At 69.3% G+C, this 16,297-nt stretch carries 21 protein-coding genes; 19 read left to right on the plus strand and 2 right to left on the minus strand.

What is annotated here, in order from left to right:
- The 16 genes from rplR (at position 1) to truA (ending at position 9,859) form a co-directional block, all read left to right on the plus strand.
- Positions 1 to 402, plus strand: coding sequence for a 50S ribosomal protein L18 (rplR, locus tag ABD793_RS10835; protein WP_344858286.1), 402 nt, complete (start codon positions 1 to 3; stop codon positions 400 to 402).
- Positions 403 to 433: 31 nt separating this feature from the next.
- The gene (rpsE, locus tag ABD793_RS10840; protein WP_344858289.1) at positions 434 to 1,081 is read left to right on the plus strand and encodes a 30S ribosomal protein S5; all 648 of its coding nucleotides are present in this window, start codon (positions 434 to 436) and stop codon (positions 1,079 to 1,081) included.
- Between the two features lies 1 nt (position 1,082).
- Positions 1,083 to 1,268, plus strand: a complete 186-nt coding sequence (gene rpmD, locus ABD793_RS10845; protein WP_344858291.1) for a 50S ribosomal protein L30 — start codon at positions 1,083 to 1,085, stop codon at positions 1,266 to 1,268.
- Complete coding sequence (rplO, locus tag ABD793_RS10850; RefSeq protein WP_344858293.1) at positions 1,265 to 1,711, plus strand: 50S ribosomal protein L15; 447 nt, start codon at positions 1,265 to 1,267, stop codon at positions 1,709 to 1,711. Before rpmD ends, rplO begins: the two co-directional genes overlap by 4 nt.
- A 354-nt stretch (positions 1,712 to 2,065) precedes the next feature.
- The gene (secY, locus tag ABD793_RS10855; protein WP_344858295.1) at positions 2,066 to 3,373 is read left to right on the plus strand and encodes a preprotein translocase subunit SecY; all 1,308 of its coding nucleotides are present in this window, start codon (positions 2,066 to 2,068) and stop codon (positions 3,371 to 3,373) included.
- Complete coding sequence (locus ABD793_RS10860; protein WP_344858297.1) at positions 3,370 to 3,924, plus strand: adenylate kinase; 555 nt, start codon at positions 3,370 to 3,372, stop codon at positions 3,922 to 3,924. The genes secY and ABD793_RS10860 overlap by 4 nt, the downstream gene beginning before the upstream one ends.
- A 44-nt stretch (positions 3,925 to 3,968) precedes the next feature.
- On the plus strand, positions 3,969 to 4,754 hold the full coding sequence (gene map / locus ABD793_RS10865; protein ID WP_344858300.1) for a type I methionyl aminopeptidase: 786 nt from the start codon (positions 3,969 to 3,971) through the stop codon (positions 4,752 to 4,754).
- Between the two features lie 208 nt (positions 4,755 to 4,962).
- Positions 4,963 to 5,184 (plus strand): translation initiation factor IF-1, encoded by a 222-nt coding sequence (gene infA / locus ABD793_RS10870; RefSeq protein ID WP_098511584.1) that lies wholly within the window; start codon positions 4,963 to 4,965, stop codon positions 5,182 to 5,184.
- 37 nt (positions 5,185 to 5,221) lie between these two features.
- On the plus strand, positions 5,222 to 5,335 hold the full coding sequence (rpmJ, locus tag ABD793_RS10875) for a 50S ribosomal protein L36 (RefSeq protein WP_004558882.1): 114 nt from the start codon (positions 5,222 to 5,224) through the stop codon (positions 5,333 to 5,335).
- Between the two features lie 197 nt (positions 5,336 to 5,532).
- Entirely contained in the window at positions 5,533 to 5,913 is a 381-nt protein-coding gene (rpsM, locus tag ABD793_RS10880) for a 30S ribosomal protein S13 (protein ID WP_344858304.1), read from the plus strand.
- Positions 5,910 to 6,095 carry a hypothetical protein gene (locus ABD793_RS10885; RefSeq protein ID WP_344858306.1) on the plus strand — a complete coding sequence of 62 codons (186 nt, stop codon included), beginning with the start codon at positions 5,910 to 5,912 and terminating at the stop codon, positions 6,093 to 6,095. Before rpsM ends, ABD793_RS10885 begins: the two co-directional genes overlap by 4 nt.
- Before the next feature lie 18 nt (positions 6,096 to 6,113).
- A complete protein-coding gene (gene rpsK / locus ABD793_RS10890) occupies positions 6,114 to 6,518 on the plus strand; it encodes a 30S ribosomal protein S11 (RefSeq protein WP_344858308.1) in 405 nt (134 codons plus the stop codon).
- A gap of 23 nt (positions 6,519 to 6,541) precedes the next feature.
- Entirely contained in the window at positions 6,542 to 7,147 is a 606-nt protein-coding gene (gene rpsD, locus ABD793_RS10895) for a 30S ribosomal protein S4 (protein ID WP_344858311.1), read from the plus strand.
- Between the two features lie 121 nt (positions 7,148 to 7,268).
- Entirely contained in the window at positions 7,269 to 8,345 is a 1,077-nt protein-coding gene (locus ABD793_RS10900) for a DNA-directed RNA polymerase subunit alpha (protein WP_344858313.1), read from the plus strand.
- 41 nt (positions 8,346 to 8,386) lie between these two features.
- Entirely contained in the window at positions 8,387 to 8,950 is a 564-nt protein-coding gene (rplQ, locus tag ABD793_RS10905) for a 50S ribosomal protein L17 (protein ID WP_344858315.1), read from the plus strand.
- 21 nt (positions 8,951 to 8,971) lie between these two features.
- On the plus strand, positions 8,972 to 9,859 hold the full coding sequence (gene truA / locus ABD793_RS10910) for a tRNA pseudouridine(38-40) synthase TruA (RefSeq protein WP_344858317.1): 888 nt from the start codon (positions 8,972 to 8,974) through the stop codon (positions 9,857 to 9,859).
- Between the two features lie 583 nt (positions 9,860 to 10,442).
- Here truA and ABD793_RS10915 read toward each other — a convergent pair.
- A complete protein-coding gene (locus ABD793_RS10915; RefSeq protein ID WP_344858319.1) occupies positions 10,443 to 11,162 on the minus strand; it encodes a hypothetical protein in 720 nt (239 codons plus the stop codon).
- A complete protein-coding gene (gene eccE / locus ABD793_RS10920) occupies positions 11,159 to 12,388 on the minus strand; it encodes a type VII secretion protein EccE (RefSeq protein ID WP_344859176.1) in 1,230 nt (409 codons plus the stop codon). The genes ABD793_RS10915 and eccE overlap by 4 nt, the downstream gene beginning before the upstream one ends.
- 810 nt (positions 12,389 to 13,198) lie before the next feature.
- Between eccE and eccB the strand changes: the two genes are divergently transcribed.
- From eccB to ABD793_RS10935, 3 genes are read left to right on the plus strand one after another with little or no spacing between them, the layout of a single operon-like run.
- Complete coding sequence (eccB, locus tag ABD793_RS10925) at positions 13,199 to 14,830, plus strand: type VII secretion protein EccB (RefSeq protein WP_344858321.1); 1,632 nt, start codon at positions 13,199 to 13,201, stop codon at positions 14,828 to 14,830.
- 56 nt (positions 14,831 to 14,886) lie between these two features.
- A complete protein-coding gene (locus tag ABD793_RS10930) occupies positions 14,887 to 15,231 on the plus strand; it encodes a hypothetical protein (protein ID WP_344858324.1) in 345 nt (114 codons plus the stop codon).
- On the plus strand, positions 15,228 to 16,238 hold the full coding sequence (locus ABD793_RS10935) for a WXG100 family type VII secretion target (RefSeq protein WP_344858326.1): 1,011 nt from the start codon (positions 15,228 to 15,230) through the stop codon (positions 16,236 to 16,238). The genes ABD793_RS10930 and ABD793_RS10935 overlap by 4 nt, the downstream gene beginning before the upstream one ends.
- Positions 16,239 to 16,297 lie beyond the last annotated feature (59 nt).

A 16,297-nucleotide genomic window follows, 5' to 3' on the forward strand; every position in this document is an offset into this window, starting at 1 on the left:
ATGAGCGACACGACTACCACCAAGCGCAAGCCGGTCGGCAAGGACATCTCGACCCGCCGCCGCGTCGCGAAGACCCGTCGGCACTTCCGCCTCCGCAAGAAGGTCAACGGGACGCCGGTGCGTCCGCGGCTGACCGTCAAGCGGTCCTCGCGGCACATCGCCGTGCAGGTGATCGACGATCTCGCCGGTCACACGCTGGTGTCGGCGTCGACCCTCGAAGCCGACCTCCGGTCGTTCGACGGCGACAAGACGGCCAAGGCCGCGAAGGTCGGCGAGCTCGTCGCCGAGCGGGCCAAGGCAGCCGGCATCGACGCGGTGGTGTTCGACCGTGGTGGCAACGCCTACCACGGCCGCATCGCGGCACTCGCCGACGCCGCCCGTGAGGCGGGGTTGAAGTTCTGATGCACATGCTCGTGAATGGAAGGAAAGCCTGATGCCGGGACGTACACGGCAATTCGGCGGCGGACAGGGCGGACCGGGAGGTCAGGGCGGCAACGACCGCAATGACCGTCGCGGTGGCGGTCGGGACCGGCGCGACAGCGGCCGTGGCGGGGCAGGCCAGGACAAGACCCCGCACCTCGAGAAGGTCGTGACGATCAACCGCGTCGCCAAGGTCGTCAAGGGCGGTCGTCGCTTCAGCTTCACCGCACTCGTCGTCGTCGGTGACGGTGACGGTCAGGTCGGCGTCGGCTACGGCAAGGCCAAGGAAGTTCCCGCGGCCATCGCCAAGGGCGTCGAGGAGGCGAAGAAGAACTTCTTCCGCGTTCCTCGCGTCGCAGGCACCATCCCGCACCCGGTGCAGGGTGAAGAGGCCGCCGGTGTGGTGCTGCTCCGTCCGGCGTCCGCCGGTACCGGGGTCATCGCCGGTGGTCCGGTGCGTGCGGTGCTGGAGTGCGCGGGCGTCCACGACGTGCTGTCGAAGTCGCTCGGCTCGGACAACGCGATCAACATCGTGCACGCGACCGTGGCGGCACTGAAGGGCCTGCAGCGCCCCGAGTCGGTGGCGGCCCGCCGTGGCCTCCCGCTCGAGGACGTCGCCCCGGCCCGGATGCTGCGTCAGCGTGCCGGCCAGGGGGTCTGACATGAGTCAGCTGAAGGTCACCCAGGTCAAGAGCAAGATCGGCACGAAGCACGCGCACCGCGAATCACTGCGCACCCTCGGGCTGCGCAAGATTCGCCAGAGCGTCGTGCGTGAGGACACCCCCCAGGTGCGCGGCCTGATCCACACCGTCCGCCACCTGGTGGAGGTTGAGGAGGTCCAGGCATGACCGCCATCAAGATCCACCACCTCCGCCCCGCTCCCGGCTCCAAGCGCGAAAAGATCCGGGTCGGCCGTGGTGAGGGTTCGAAGGGCAAGACCGCCGGTCGCGGCACGAAGGGCACCAAGGCCCGCAAGAACGTGCCCGCCGGCTTCGAGGGTGGGCAGATGCCCATCCACATGCGGCTGCCGAAGCTTCGCGGCTTCAAGAACCGCTTCCGCACCGAGTACCAGCCGGTGAACGTGGGCGACATCGCCAGGACGTTCGCCGATGGTGGTGCAGTGGACCAGCAGGAGCTGGCCGCGCACGGTCTCGTGCGCAAGGGCAAGCTCGTGAAGGTGCTCGGCAATGGTGACGTGAACGGCGTCAAGCTGGACATCACCGCCGACGCCTTCTCCGGTTCCGCCAAGGAGAAGATCGAGGCTGCCGGCGGCTCCGCCACCGTCAGCTGAGGGATGTGCACCAGCAGCGGCCCGTCCGGCACTCGCCGGGCGGGCTTGTTGCGTTTTCCCGCAATACCCGGGAAAACCCGTCGAACGGCGGGGGCCGAACAGGTGATCATCTCTCGTCTGACCGGCCGCACCTGCACCGCGACGTCGGCCTGCCCGGCGGGGGTGCTGCGGAAAACGCACACACGCTGCGGGCATGCCTGCCGAAGCTGTTACAGTCGGCGGCACGCTTCCGGGATAAGTGTGCCCTGAAGCGTTCCTGGCTTGCCTGCCAGTGAATTAGAGTTCCTGCCGGCCTCGTGCCGGCCAAGCCGATCGTCGGTCGGGACGACTGACGACGCCGAGGAGGTCCCCCGCGTGCTCAGCGCCTTCCGCTCGGCTCTCGCGACGCCGGATCTACGCAAGAAGATCCTGTTCACGCTAGCCATTGTCGCGGTCTACCGGATCGGTGCCGCCATTCCGGCTCCGGGGATTTCCTTCTCCGCTGTGCAGGCGTGCACCGCGCAGGCTGACCAGCAGGGCGTGTACCAGCTGCTGAACCTGTTCAGCGGCGGTGCGCTGCTGCAGCTGTCGCTGTTCGCGACGGGCATCATGCCCTACATCACGGCGAGCATCATCATCCAGCTGCTCACCGTGGTCATCCCTCGGTTCGAGGAGCTGAAGAAGGAAGGCCAGTCCGGCCAGAACAAGCTGACCCAGTACACCCGGTACCTCACGATCGCGCTGGCGATCCTGCAGGCCACCGGTGTGGTCGCGCTGGCCGACCGCGGCACCCTGTTCCAGGGCTGCTCGCAGCAGATCATCCCGGACAACAGCGTCTACTCGCTCGCGCTGATCGTGGTCACCATGACCGCGGGCACCGCGGTGATGATGTGGCTGGGCGAGCTCATCACCGAGCGCGGCGTCGGCAACGGCATGTCGGTGCTGATCTTCCTGAACATCGCGGCCCGCATCCCCTCCGAGGGCGCGAACATCCTGAGCAACGGCGGTGGCGTCGCGCTGGTCGTGGTTCTCGCGTTCGGCCTGGTGATCATCGCCAGTGTCATCTTCGTGGAGCAGGGCCAGCGACGGATCCCGGTGCAGTACGCCAAGCGCATGATCGGCAGGCGGATGTACGGCGGGACGTCGACCTACCTGCCGATCAAGGTGAACCAGGCCGGTGTCATCCCGGTCATCTTCGCCTCGTCGCTGCTGTACCTGCCGCAGTTGATCAGCCAGCTCATCGGTGACCCGAACAGCAACTCGGGCTGGCAGTCGTTCATCCAGAACTACATCGTGAACCAGGGCAGCTGGGTGCACATCCTGCTGTACTTCGCGCTGATCATCTTCTTCACGTACTTCTACATCACCATCACGTTCAACGTGGATGAGCGTGCCGAGGAGATGAAGAAGTTCGGCGGCTTCATCCCCGGCATCCGGCCAGGCCGTCCCACCGCGGAGTACCTGAGCTTCGTGCTCGGCCGGATCACCCTGCCGGGCTCGCTCTACCTCGGCATCATCGCGATCCTCCCGAACTTCTTCCTGTCCCTCACCGGTAGCGGGAACAACCAGAACTTCCCGTTCGGTGGCACAGCTGTGCTGATCATGGTCGGTGTCGGCCTCGACACCGTGAAGCAGATCGAAAGCCAGCTGATGCAGCGCAACTACGAAGGGTTCCTGAAGTGACGCGACTGGTTCTCGTCGGACCGCCAGGGGCGGGCAAGGGCACGCAGGCGGCGGCTCTGTCCGAGCAGCTGCGGATCCCGCACATCTCCACCGGTGACCTGTTCCGCGCGCACGTCGGACAGGAGACTCCGCTCGGCCAGGAGGCCAAGCGCTACCTGGACTCCGGCGAGCTCGTGCCGGACTCGGTCACCAACGAGATGGTGCGCGAGCGGCTGGCCGAACCGGACGCCAAGGCCGGGTTCCTGCTCGACGGCTTCCCCCGCAACACCAAGCAGGCCGAGGTGCTCGGCGAGATGCTGACCGGGGCGGACTCCCGGCTCGACGCGGTGATCCAGCTGCAGGTGCCGGAAGACGTGGTGGTCGGCAGGCTGATGTCGCGCGGCCGCTCGGACGACACCGAGGACGTGATCCGCCGGCGCCAGCAGGTCTACGTGTCCGAGACCGCGCCGCTGCTGGAGTACTACGCGGACATCCTGGTGACCGTCGACGGCGTGGGTGCGGTGGACGAGATTTCCGACCGCGTGCTGAAAGCGCTGCGCGACCGCACGTGAATCTCGGAGGACTGCGTGTTCTGCACCTGCTCCGGCGTGGGCGCATGATCGAGGTCAAAACCCCCGGTGAGCTGCAGGCGATGCGGGCGGCCGGGCTGGTCGTGGCCCGCACGCTGGCGGCTGTCCGGGACCGGGCGGTGGCCGGGGTCAGCACGGCCGAACTCGACGAGCTGGCCGAGCAGACCATCCGCGACGCGGGAGCGGTGCCCTCGTTCAAGGGCTATCACGGATTCCCCGGTTCGATCTGCGCCTCGGTGAACGAGCAGATCGTGCACGGCATCCCGTCGAAGGAGCAGGTGCTCGCCGACGGCGATCTGCTCTCCGTCGACTGCGGAGCGATCCTGGACGGCTGGCACGGCGATTCCGCGGTCACGCTGGCCATCGCGACCGTGACCGAACGGGACCGGAAGCTGTCCTCAGCCACCGAGCGGGCGATGTGGGCCGGTATCGAGGCGGTCCGCGCCGGTGCCCGGCTCACCGACGTCTCGTACGCCGTGCAGACCGCCGCCGAACAGGCCGGCCGCGACCACGGCATCGACTACGGGATGATCCTCGAGTACGGCGGGCACGGGATCGGCAGGCAGATGCACATGGAGCCGTTCCTGCCGAACGTCGGCAAGCCGGGCAAGGGCCCTCGGCTGAAGCCCGGTATGGCACTCGCGGTCGAGCCGATGCTGACCGGCGGCGGTGGCGAGACGCTGGAGCTGGAGGACGGCTGGACGGTCGTCACGGCCGACGGCTCGCAGTCCGCGCACTGGGAACACACCGTCGCGATCACCGAAGACGGCCCCTGGGTGCTGACTGCCCCCGAGGACTCCGCCGGCGCCTAGCACGCCCACCCCCCGTTCGCCGGACGCGACACGGGTTGCGTACACTGTCAACTCGGCGTGCTCATACGCCGGTTCCAGTGTGCTCGTGAATTGTCGCGGAACTTGGGGTCGGGGTGGAGTGTGCCGGACGCACCACCCGGTAAGCAAGGACTCGAGCTCAGATCGATCACGCTGTGTGTGTCGGGCGTGTATCAGGATTGCGGAGGACATGGCTAAGAAAGACGGGGCCATCGAAGTAGAGGGCCGCGTGGTGGAGCCGCTCCCCAACGCGATGTTCCGCGTCGAACTGGAGAACGGCCACAAGGTTCTCGCGCACATCAGCGGCAAGATGCGGCAGCACTACATCCGCATCCTGCCGGAGGACCGGGTACTCGTGGAGCTTTCGCCCTACGACCTGTCCCGCGGCCGCATCGTCTACCGCTACAAGTGATCGCGCCAGAGCCGAGAAGAGCAGGAAGCAGGAAGACGTGAAGGTCCAGCCGAGCGTCAAGAAGATCTGCGACAAGTGCAAGGTGATCCGCCGGCACGGCCGGATCATGGTGATCTGCGAGAACCTGCGTCACAAGCAGCGTCAGGGCTGACCACCGCACTGCAGCAGGCCGCTTGACGGCTACCCACCCTCCCCGTACCTGCCGGACCGCGTACGCGGTCCGGTTCGCCCCCGGACTTCAGGCCGGGGCCGGGACACCCGAGGCGCAAGCCACGGGCACGACAGGCGAGTCGGTTCCGGAACCGGACGGGGAGAAGACCTGAAGACGAAACCGAAGAAGGAGCACCAGTGGCACGACTCGCTGGCGTAGACCTCCCCCGCGAGAAGCGGTTGGAGATCGCGCTGACCTATATCTACGGCATCGGCCGTACCCGCTCGAAGCAGATGATCGCGGCCGCCGAGCTCAACGCGGACACCCGTGTGAAGGACCTCGCGGACGAGGACCTGATCAAGCTGCGCGAATACATCGATGAGAACTTCAAGGTCGAGGGTGACCTTCGCCGTGAGGTGAACGCCGACATCCGGCGCAAGATCGAGATCGGCACCTACCAGGGCCTGCGCTGGCGTCGTGGGCTGCCGGTCCGCGGTCAGCGGACCAAGACCAACGCCCGTACCCGGAAGGGCCCGAAGAAGACGGTCGCCGGCAAGAAGAAGGCTGGCAAGAAGTGAGCGTGCGAGGCAAGAAGGTCGTGCAGATGGGCGGCGGAAACCGTCGCGGTACGGCTTGTGTCTCGCCCAAGGCGCTCTACGCCCGCCCGATGGCGCTGCGCAACCTCTACACCGACGCCGGGTCCATCATCCGGCGCGGGCAGCAGGAAGCGGTCGCCGCTCACCAAGAGAACGCGCGTTAACAGGAGAACCCTCACAACATGCCACCGAAGTCTCGCACTACGGGGACCAAGAAGGTCCGCCGCAAGGAAAAGAAGAACATCGCGCACGGTCACGCGCACATCAAGAGCACCTTCAACAACACCATCGTCTCGATCACGGACCCGACCGGTGCCGTGATCGCGTGGGCCTCGAGCGGGCACGTGGGCTTCAAGGGCTCGCGCAAGTCCACCCCGTTCGCCGCGCAGATGGCCGCCGAGAACGCCGCCCGCAAGGCGGCCGAGCACGGCATGAAGAAGGTCGACGTGTTCGTGAAGGGTCCCGGTTCCGGCCGGGAGACCGCGATCCGCTCGCTGCAGGCCGCCGGTCTCGAGGTCGGCACCATCCAGGACGTGACCCCGCAGCCTCACAACGGCTGCCGCCCGCCCAAGCGGCGCCGGGTCTGAGGAACGGGGAGGAGTACTAACCAATGGCTCGTTACACCGGCCCCGCGACGCGCATCTCGCGTCGCCTCAAGGTCGACCTCATCGGCGGCGACCAGGCTTTCGAGCGTCGCCCGTACCCGCCCGGCCAGCACGGCCGCGGCCGGATCAAGGAGTCCGAGTACCTCCTGCAGTCGCAGGAGAAGCAGAAGGCTCGCTACACCTACGGCGTGCTCGAGCGGCAGTTCGTCCGGTACTACAAGGAGGCCGTGCGGCGTCCTGGCAAGACCGGTGAGGTGCTGCTGCAGATCCTCGAGTCCCGCCTGGACAACGTGATCTACCGGGCAGGCATCGCCCGCACCCGCCGTCAGGCGCGGCAGCTGGTGAGCCACGGCCACTTCCTGGTCAACGGGGTCAAGGTCAACGTCCCGTCGTACCAGGTGTCCAAGTGGGACATCATCGACGTGCGGGCGAAGTCCGCGGGCATGCTGCCGTTCGTCGCCGCGAAGGAGTCCTTCGGCGAGCGTCCGATCCCGGCATGGCTGCAGGTCGTCCAGTCCAACCTCCGCGTGCTGGTCCACCAGCTGCCGGAGCGTGCGCAGATCGACGTTCCGGTTCAGGAACAGCTGATCGTCGAGCTCTACTCGAAGTGATCCGGTGCCGGGCCCCTCGGGGTCTGGCCCGGTTCGCCGGCGGTCGCGCCCAGAGCGCGCGGCCGTCTCGCCATCCCTTCGGCGTCAAATGGCGGGCGCCGTCTGGAAAGGAAACGAAGGAATGCTGATTTCCCAGCGGCCGGCTCTCGGTGAAGAGACGGTCAACGAGACCCGCTCCCGGTTCACCATCGAACCGCTGGAGCCCGGCTTCGGCTACACGCTCGGCAACTCCCTGCGGCGCACGCTGCTGTCGTCCATCCCGGGCGCGGCCGTGACGAGCATCCGCATCGACGGCGTGCTGCACGAGTTCACCACCGTTCCCGGGGTGAAGGAGGATGTCACCGACATCATCCTGAACCTCAAGGAGCTCGTGGTGTCCTCGGAGGAGGACGAGCCGGTCACCATGTACCTGCGCAAGCAGGGCCCCGGTGAGGTCACGGCTGCCGACATCGTGCCGCCTGCGGGCGTCACCGTGCACAACCCGGATCTGCACATCGCGTCGCTGAACGGCAAGGGCAAGCTCGAGATCGAGCTCGTCGTCGAGCGCGGTCGCGGGTACGTTCCGGCCCTGCAGAACAAGCAGGCGGGCGCGGAGATCGGCCGGATCCCGGTCGACTCGATCTACTCGCCGGTGCTGAAGGTGACCTACAAGGTCGAGGCCACCCGTGTCGAGCAGCGCACCGACTTCGACAAGCTGATCCTTGACGTCGAGACCAAGCCGTCGATCACGCCGCGCGACGCGGTCGCCTCGTCCGGCAAGACGCTGGTGGAGCTGTTCGGTCTCGCTCGCGAGCTGAACGTCGACGCCGAGGGCATCGAGATCGGCCCGTCGCCGCAGGAGGCGGACACCATCGCCGCCTACGCGATGCCGATCGAGGACCTGGACCTCACCGTCCGGTCGTACAACTGCCTGAAGCGCGAAGGCATCCACACCGTCGGCGAACTGGTCTCGCGCAGCGAGGCCGACCTGCTCGACATCCGCAACTTCGGTGCCAAGTCGATCGACGAGGTCAAGCTGAAGCTGGTCGGTCTCGGTCTGGCGCTCAAGGACAGCCCGCCCGGGTTCGACCCGTCCGCGGCCGCTGCCGGCTACGACGGTGAAGGCTGGGCATCGGATGGGGTCGCCGGTATCGGCGGCGGGATTTCGGATGAGGGCCACGACGATGGCCAGGACTACGCAGAGACCGAGCAGCTCTGAGGCCTCGTGCCCGGACGCTGTGAGCTGAACGAGGAGAACCCATGCCCACCCCGACCAAGGGAGCCCGGCTCGGCGGGTCCGCCGCGCACGAGCGGCTGATTCTGGCCAACTTGGCCACGCAGCTGTTCGAGCACGGCAAGATCACCACCACCGAGGCGAAGGCTCGCCGGGTGCGCCCGCTGGCCGAGAAGCTCATCACCAAGGCGAAGCGGGGCGACCTGCACAACCGCCGCCAGGTGCAGCGGGTCGTCCGGGACAAGGACGTCGTGCACAAGCTGTTCGCCGAGATCGGTCCGCACTTCGCGGAGCGTGCGGGTGGTTACACCCGGATCACCAAGACGCTCCCGCGCAAGGGCGACAACGCCGCGATGGCGGTCATCGAGCTGGTCGCGGAGAAGACCGTGACGTCGGAGGCCGAGCGGGCGCGCAACACGAAGTTCGCCAAGGACGCCACTCCTGCCGAGGCACCGGCTGCCGTCGAGGAGACCGCTGCCGAGGAGACCACCGAGGAGGCCACCGCTGCTGCGGAGACCACCGAGGAGGCCCCGGCCGAGGCTGCTGCCGAGACCGACGCCGACGCGGACGCGGACGCCACGAAGGACTGAGTCCTGACTGCACCGTCGAACATGGACGAGCCCGCCACTTCCCCAGGGGAGGGCGGGCTCGTTCGTCTGCGCCTGGACGTGAGCTACGACGGCACGAACTTCTCGGGCTGGGCCCGGCAGCCGGGCAGACGCACCGTGCAGGCGTGCCTGGAGGAGGCACTGCACCGTCAGCCGCCGGGGGCCGAGGTGCCGAAATCCGTGGTCGTTGCAGGGCGTACCGACGCCGGGGTGCACGCGAGCGGGCAGGTCGTGCACGTCGACGTGGTCCCGTGCGAGCCGGATGTCCCCGGCCGGATCCCGGTGGACGAGCACGGGATCCCCGATCTGACCCGGATGCGGGGACGCTGGAACAAGCTGCTGCCCGCCGACGTCCGGGTGCTGCGGGCGCAGGTGGCGCCGGACGGTTTCGACGCCAGGTTCTCCGCGATCCGGCGGCACTACCGTTACCGCGTCTCGGATGCGCCGTGGGGGGTGGATCCGTTGCGCCGCAACGACACCCTCGCCTGGGGCCGTCCGCTGTCGACGGACCGGATGAACGAGGCCGCGCGGTCCCTGCTCGGCCTGCAGGACTTCGCCGCCTACTGCAAGCAGCGCGAGGGCGGCACCACAATCCGTGAACTGCAGCTGCTGGAATGGACGCGGATCGACGAGCACCTGCTGGAGGTCCACGTCACCGCGGACGCGTTCTGTCACTCGATGGTCCGCAGCCTGGTCGGGGTCCTCCTGCACGTCGGAGACGGCCGTCGCGGCGTCGACTGGCCGGGTGCCGTCCTGGGCAGCCGGCGGCGGGAAAGCACGGTAGCCCCGGCACACGGCCTCACCCTGACCGCAGTGGACTACCCACCGGAAGAAGAGCTGGCCGCACGCGCGGAACAAACCCGCAACGTGCGTTCGGCACCGGATCGGTAGGCGTGTCCGGTATTTCGGCGTAGCCAGAGGACCGATCCGCTCGACGTGAATGCGGTGCCGAGCACCTCGTCCAGGATCTTCTGCCAGACGCCGTCATGGTCCAGAGTGGACTTCAGGACGGAGTCGAGCAGCATCCGGTCGACGTGGTTGTTGAACAGCGCGCGAGATTCCGCGCCGAGCGCGGTACCCAATCCCGCGCGGCGGGAAGCCGATGGGGTCGTGGTGCACGCCGATTCCCGTGACCTTCGTCGCGAGGAGCTCGCGCGGAATGCTCATCCCGGACGCCTCGGTCCGCCCGGGATGAGCAGAGCGGCTCCCGGAGGCCTTGCTGCGGCCGGAAGGTGCACCCGTCCGGTTTCGCGTAGTCGGGCACTTTCAGCGACGTGCATTCGGTGCGCTGGTCGTCCGAGGGCCAGCTGCCCGCGGCTTCCGGTCCAGGTCGGTCGCTGCCGTCGGGACGCCTGGCGCCGGCAGCCGTCCGGCGAGCACCGGGACGATCAGCGTGGTGATTTCCTCCGGCCATTCCGGGCACGCTGCCCGCCGCGGCCGATCGGCTGCGGCGGGGACGCCGATCGGCCTGCGGTCAGTCGCCTCGGCGGACCGGGCCGAGCAGCTGCTGTTCCTTCTGCGTGGTGACCAGGCGCAGCGGGCGCCACAGATTGCGGCCCAGTGCCACCACTTGGTCGTCCTTGAGCGTGGTCAGCTGGCGCATCATCTGCGGCGGCAGCCGCCAGATCCGGGCGGCCAGTTCCGCCTGCCCCGCGGGCAGCCGCTGCATCAGCACGAGGTCCGCGGCGTTGGCCGTGGCGCCCGCCTGCGGGTGCAGGTACGGCAGCACGTACACCGTGGTCTGCCACGGCGATCGGGGCGGGAACAGGTCCTGCGGGGTCGGCCCGCCGTCGGTCACCACAAGCAACGGGGCGTCCTCGGACGGGCGCGGCAGCTCGACCGGGGACAGCCGGCGGATCTGCACCAGAGGCGACGGCCGTCCGTCCGGCCCGCCTGCGGCCTGGGACAGCACCTGCCACGCTGCCGGACGCCCGGTGGCCACGACCACCCATGCGCCGACGGCCATCGCCCGCAAGGCCACCTGGCGAGCCAGGTAGAGCCCGCCGACGAGCACGATGCGCGTCGGGGTCGACCGCAGTGCCGACACGGTGAGCGGTTCACCCTTGAGACCGGAGCCGAGGACGATGCCGCCGCGGTCGCCGGACGGGCTGATCGCGTCGAGCATCGCGGGGTCGACGGCGAACTCCGGCGCCACCCCGACGTTCTGGCCTGCGTCGCGGACGCGGGTGGTCATGCCGTACCTCCGATCGGCAGGGTCGCGGCGAACGCGGAGACCTGCAGGCCCCGCAACGGGGTCAGGTCGACGCCGAGCCGCTCCGAGATGGTCTGCAGCCGCTGGTCGGCGGCGTCGAGCTCGCGCGGGTTGCGGGCGCTGAGCCGGACCACGCCGCGCAGGCCGATGCGGCCCTCGTCGACGGACGGCGAAATCGACATGGCGACCGTGGCCGACAGCGCCCGCACACTGGTGAGTGCGTTCAGGCTGCCGTTGATCTTGCCCTTCGGCCAGTTCGTGATCGCGTAGCTGGAGTGCCCGATGCCGGCTGCGGTGACACCGGTCCAGTTCTCCTGCAGGCCGACCTTCGTGGCCGAACCGGCAACCGACGTGAGTTCCGCCGCGGAGATGCTGGCCCGCAGCAGCTCGTCCGGATCAAGCGGACGCGTCGGGACACCCTGCGATTCGAGCGCGTTGCGCACTCGCGAGAGCGCGCCGATCAATGCCCGGTGCGCACCGACGACACCGCCACCACGTTCCCGGATCGCGTCCGGGCAACGCCGCGGGTCGAGCCGGACGGCGATCCAGGTGGTGCGCCGCGCCGCCGCGGGCAGCGGGCCGAGCACCTCCATGTACGAGCTGAGCGCAGGCGAGTCCGACGGCAGCGCCGCCGAACCGGGGTAGCTGTGCCAGATCATCTGGATGGAATCGAGTACCACGCCGCGGTCTTCGAGGCACGGAGCCAGCGCGGACAGCGGCAGGCTCGGCGCGCCGCCTGCCTGGCTGATCAACGCCGGTGCCGGCTCCACGAGCAGCACCGCGGTCCACGTGCCGTCGTTCCAGGAGATCCCGACCTGCTGCCGCTCGTGGTCGACGCCGTGCGCCACCACGAGGTCCGGCACGGCCAGCCGCAGCAGGTTCACCCGCGCGTCCTCCGGGCCGGTGACCGTGCTCTCCTCCGGCAGCTCCTCGAGGTCGGGCGGCGGCGGAGTCGCGACCCGGCCGCGCGAGCGGAACCGGTAGCGCAGGGTGAGGCCGAGCCATTGGGTGAACCAGAGTCCGCCCCAGCGCAGGAACGCCAGGATCAGCCCGACGACGGCCACCCCGATCGCGACGTACTTGAGCGACATGGTGATCGCGAGCAGCACCAGCCCGATCGCGACGGCGATCTCCAGCAGCACCAGGTTCGCGACCGGCAACGGGCCGAGGGTGATCCCCCCGGAGCGCTGCCGGGAAGGCGGCGCGATCCGCACCCCCGCCGACTGCGGGGCGGATTCACCACTGCCCTCCGGCGACCCACCGGGACCGCCGGTGCCACCGCCCCCGGGACCGCCAGGCCCACCGGGACCACCGCCCCCGGGCCCACCGGGACCACCAGGTCCGCCGGGGCCGCCAGGTCCACCGGGACCGCCGGGTCCGTTACCGCCGGGACCGCCGGGCCTGCCCGGTCCACCGGGGCCGGGCCGCCCGGTCCGGGGCCCGCCGGGACCACCCGGACCATTCGGTCCACCAGGGCCGTTCGGTCCACCGGGCTTGCCGGGACCACCGGGGCCTGCCGGGCCGTTCGGTCCGCCGGGTTTGCCGGGGCCGCCAGGACCGGGACCGGGCTTGCCCGGTCCACCGGGGCCGCTCGGCTTGCCGGGACCGCCGGGTCCGGGCCGTCCGGGACCGCCAGGACCACCGGGACCGCCAGGACCAGGCTTGCCCGGTCCGCCCGGTCCGCCCGGTCCGCCGGGACCACCAGGTCCGGCAGGGGCGCGAGGGGGCATTCCCGGCCCGCCCGGTGCCACGCCAGGGCCGCCGGTTCTCCCCGGCCGCTGAGGCGGGCCCGGGGGCCGTCCTCCGGGCGGCGGTGGCGGTCCTTGCGGACCAGGCGGACGTGGAGGCGTGCTGACGGACATCCGCGCGTTCTCTTCCCCTCGTGAGTGCTACGTACCCGGAAAGCCGGTCCCGGGGTGTCCGACCCTAGCCGGAGTTGGTAGAAACCCCACACCAGACGGTCCCCGTACGGCTATCCTGCGGAACCGTACCGCGACGGGGAGGACTGTAGGTCGAGAATGCCATCAACACCCACGACTAAGTCTCAGGTTCAGGCTTACAAGTTCGTGCTGCGTCGGATGCAGTCGGCCCTCGTCCGCCGCGACGCGGTGATGCTGCACGATCCGATGCGCACTCATTCACGCGCCACCGTCGTCGGGGTCATCCTCGGCGTGCTCGGCGCGGTCGTCTTCGTGTTGTGGGGCCTGCTCAGCCCTGCTCCCTCGGTGCCGTCGTCGGACAGCATCGTGATCGGCGAGCAGTCCGGCACGGTGTACGTCGTCAGCGGGAATCCGCAGCGGCTGATCCCCACCTTCAACCTTGCGTCCGCGCGGCTGATCCTGATGGCGCAGAAGCAGCAGGCCGCCGATCAGCAGCAGGGTGGTCAGCAACAGGGCGCGCAGCAGGCGCAGGCCGAAGTGAAGCCGGCCACTGTCGTGTCGGATGAACAGCTGAAGAACATCCCGCGCGAGAAACTGACCGGGATTCCGGACGGACCGCAGCTGCTGCCGGACGCCGATCAACGCATTTCACCCGATTGGGCGGTCTGCGATGAGGTGAAACTCGATCCGCAGCTGCCGCAGCCGGACAGCGTCGGCCAGACCGACACCGACGTGCTCGCCGGCGTTCCGAACCCGGGCACCGAACTGCAGGACAACCAGGCACTGCTCGGCGATGCAGGCAACGGCAAGACCTACCTGATCTACCGGCTGGCGCCGACGCAGAGCCGGCCGAACGCGAACACCGTGCGGGCCGAGATCCCGCTCGGCGTCAACGATCCGGTGCGTGCCGCACTGCAGCTGCCGACCAAGTCCCGCAAGGTGTCGCAGGCCTTCCTGAACGCGATCCCGGAGGTCGCGAAGCTGGTGCCGCCGGAGGTCCCCGGGGCGGGGCAGCCGCCGTCGCAGAACTTCCAGGGCCTGAGCATCGGTGACGTGTTCTCCACCCAGCCCGCCGGCTCGGCTCCGGAGTTCTGGCTGATCACGCAGAACGGCATCCAGAAGGTCTCGCCCGCTGTCGCGGACATCGTGCGCACCGCTCGCAGCGGCAGTACCGGCAGCACACCGGTGCTCCCGCTGCCGAGCATCAACAACGTCCAGCAGCTGCAGAAGAACGACCCCGGTTACATCAAGGTCGACGACTACCCGACCACGGTGCCGACGGTGCTGGACGCCGCGCAGGGCTCGCCGGTCGCCTGCCTCGGCTGGTCGCTCAACGCCGCGCACAACCAGGCGCACACGTCGGTGTACGTCAACAACCGGATCCCGGTGGACAAGAACGCGGACGGCACGTCGCGGATCCTCGGCGTCAGCAACACCGGCCCGAACGGACTGCCGATCACCGGCTTCTACATGCCCTCCGGGTACGGCGCGGTGGTGCAGTCGGCCACCGAATCGGATGCGACCCTCGGCAAGGGTCCGATCCAGCTGATCTCCGACCGCGGCCTGCGCTACGGGATACCGGACACCGCGACCGCGGACGGACTGGGACTGGACAACCGGTTGCCTGCACCGGAGTCGATCATCGGGCTGCTGCCGACCGGATCGTCACTGAACACGCAGAACGTGCTCAAGCAGTTCGACTCGGTGCCCATCGACCCGAATGCCGGATCGTTCCCGCAGGCGAACAACCAGCAGGCCGCGGGGAACTGACCGGCGGTCCCGTCCGTCACACTCGACACACCACCGGGTGAAGCGGAGGGAATGTCGTGACAGCGCCGGAAAGCATGCCGGAAACAGCTGCCGTGCGGATCGACGGTGCGATCGTCGGCGGCTACGCGGCGAAGGTCGCGCGGGCGGCCGACGAACTGTCGGCGGCCGCGGCCGAGGTCGGGCAGGGTGCCACGGCGCCGGAGACGTACGGCGGGCTCGGCGCGGAACTCGGTGTCGGCGAGTCGTACGCACGCGCCGCAGAGGCGCTGCGACGCCAGCTCGGCGCCGGGGTGAGCGCGTTGCAGTCGGTCACCGAGGCGCTGGAACAGCTCAGCACGGGCCACGCACAGCGCGACGCCGACGCGGCCGAGCAGATCGAGCGTGCCGGGAGGATCTCGTGACCGAGCCGTCACTGGCATTCGTGTCCGAGCTCGCCAGGGAACTCGGCGCGGCCGATCCGGTCGAGACGTACTACCGGCCGCTGACCGGACGGTGGGCGGAACTGACCGAGGAGTCCGGCAGGCTGCGAGCGGCGGCAGGTACCGCCGCCAGGGTTTCCGCGGACCTGGCGGAGGACCTCGGCAGGCTCGACGCCTCGTGGACCGGTCCGGACGCAGACGCGTTTGTCGCCTACCTGAGCGAAATTCGGTCGGCCAGCGAAGGTGCCGAGGACGCTCTCGAGGCGCTCGCAGGCGCGCTCGACGAACTGGCCGAATCGGTGCGCCGGATCGTCGACGCCGCCGAGGAGGTCATCGTGGACGCGGCCGATCTGCTTTCCGAGTCGGCCATGTTGCCTGCCGGCGGGACCGGCAGGGCCCGGGCGCAGCTGCGGGAGACCGGCCAATCGCTGCAGTCACTCCACTCCTCGGCACAGGACGTGCTCCAGCAGTTCGCCCGGCTCTGCGACGGGGTGGACGCGCCGTCGAACCAGGAGTCGAGCATCGAGCTGCGACACCGCTATCCGGCTGAGCAGTTCCGGCTCCAGTCCGCCGCTGCCGGGACCGCATTCGATCCGCAGGACGCGGACACGACGGCTGCCGCTGCAACCGATCCGCAGGACGCGACGTCGAGCGACGACTCCGTTGCCCCGTCGTCGGTGGAGCAGGGCAAGCAGACTGCTGCCGACCCGCGGGCGGAGCCGGGACAGGCCGCTGTGCCGCCGCCGGTCGAGCCGGCACCCGCGCCCGCGCAAGGGGAGGCGAACCAGGGCGCCGGCATGCCGATGATGCCGATGATGGGTTTCGGCGGCCTCGGCGGCGGTGGTGGCGGCGACTCCCGGAAGGGGCGGCAGCGCACCGCCGCCAAGCCGTCGGAGATCTTCGGCGAGCCGGAGCCCGTCACACCACCGGTGCTCGGCGTGGATCCCGCCGCCGAGAAGGCCGGTAAGCGCGGAAAACCCCGGAAATGACCAGCGGGGCCGCCCGCCGCGGCAGAACGCGGTGAGCGGCCCCTGAGCCGTTTCCGGGG

It is taken from the genome of Amycolatopsis ultiminotia (assembly GCF_039536925.1).
GTDB classification, from domain to species: domain Bacteria; phylum Actinomycetota; class Actinomycetes; order Mycobacteriales; family Pseudonocardiaceae; genus Amycolatopsis; species Amycolatopsis ultiminotia.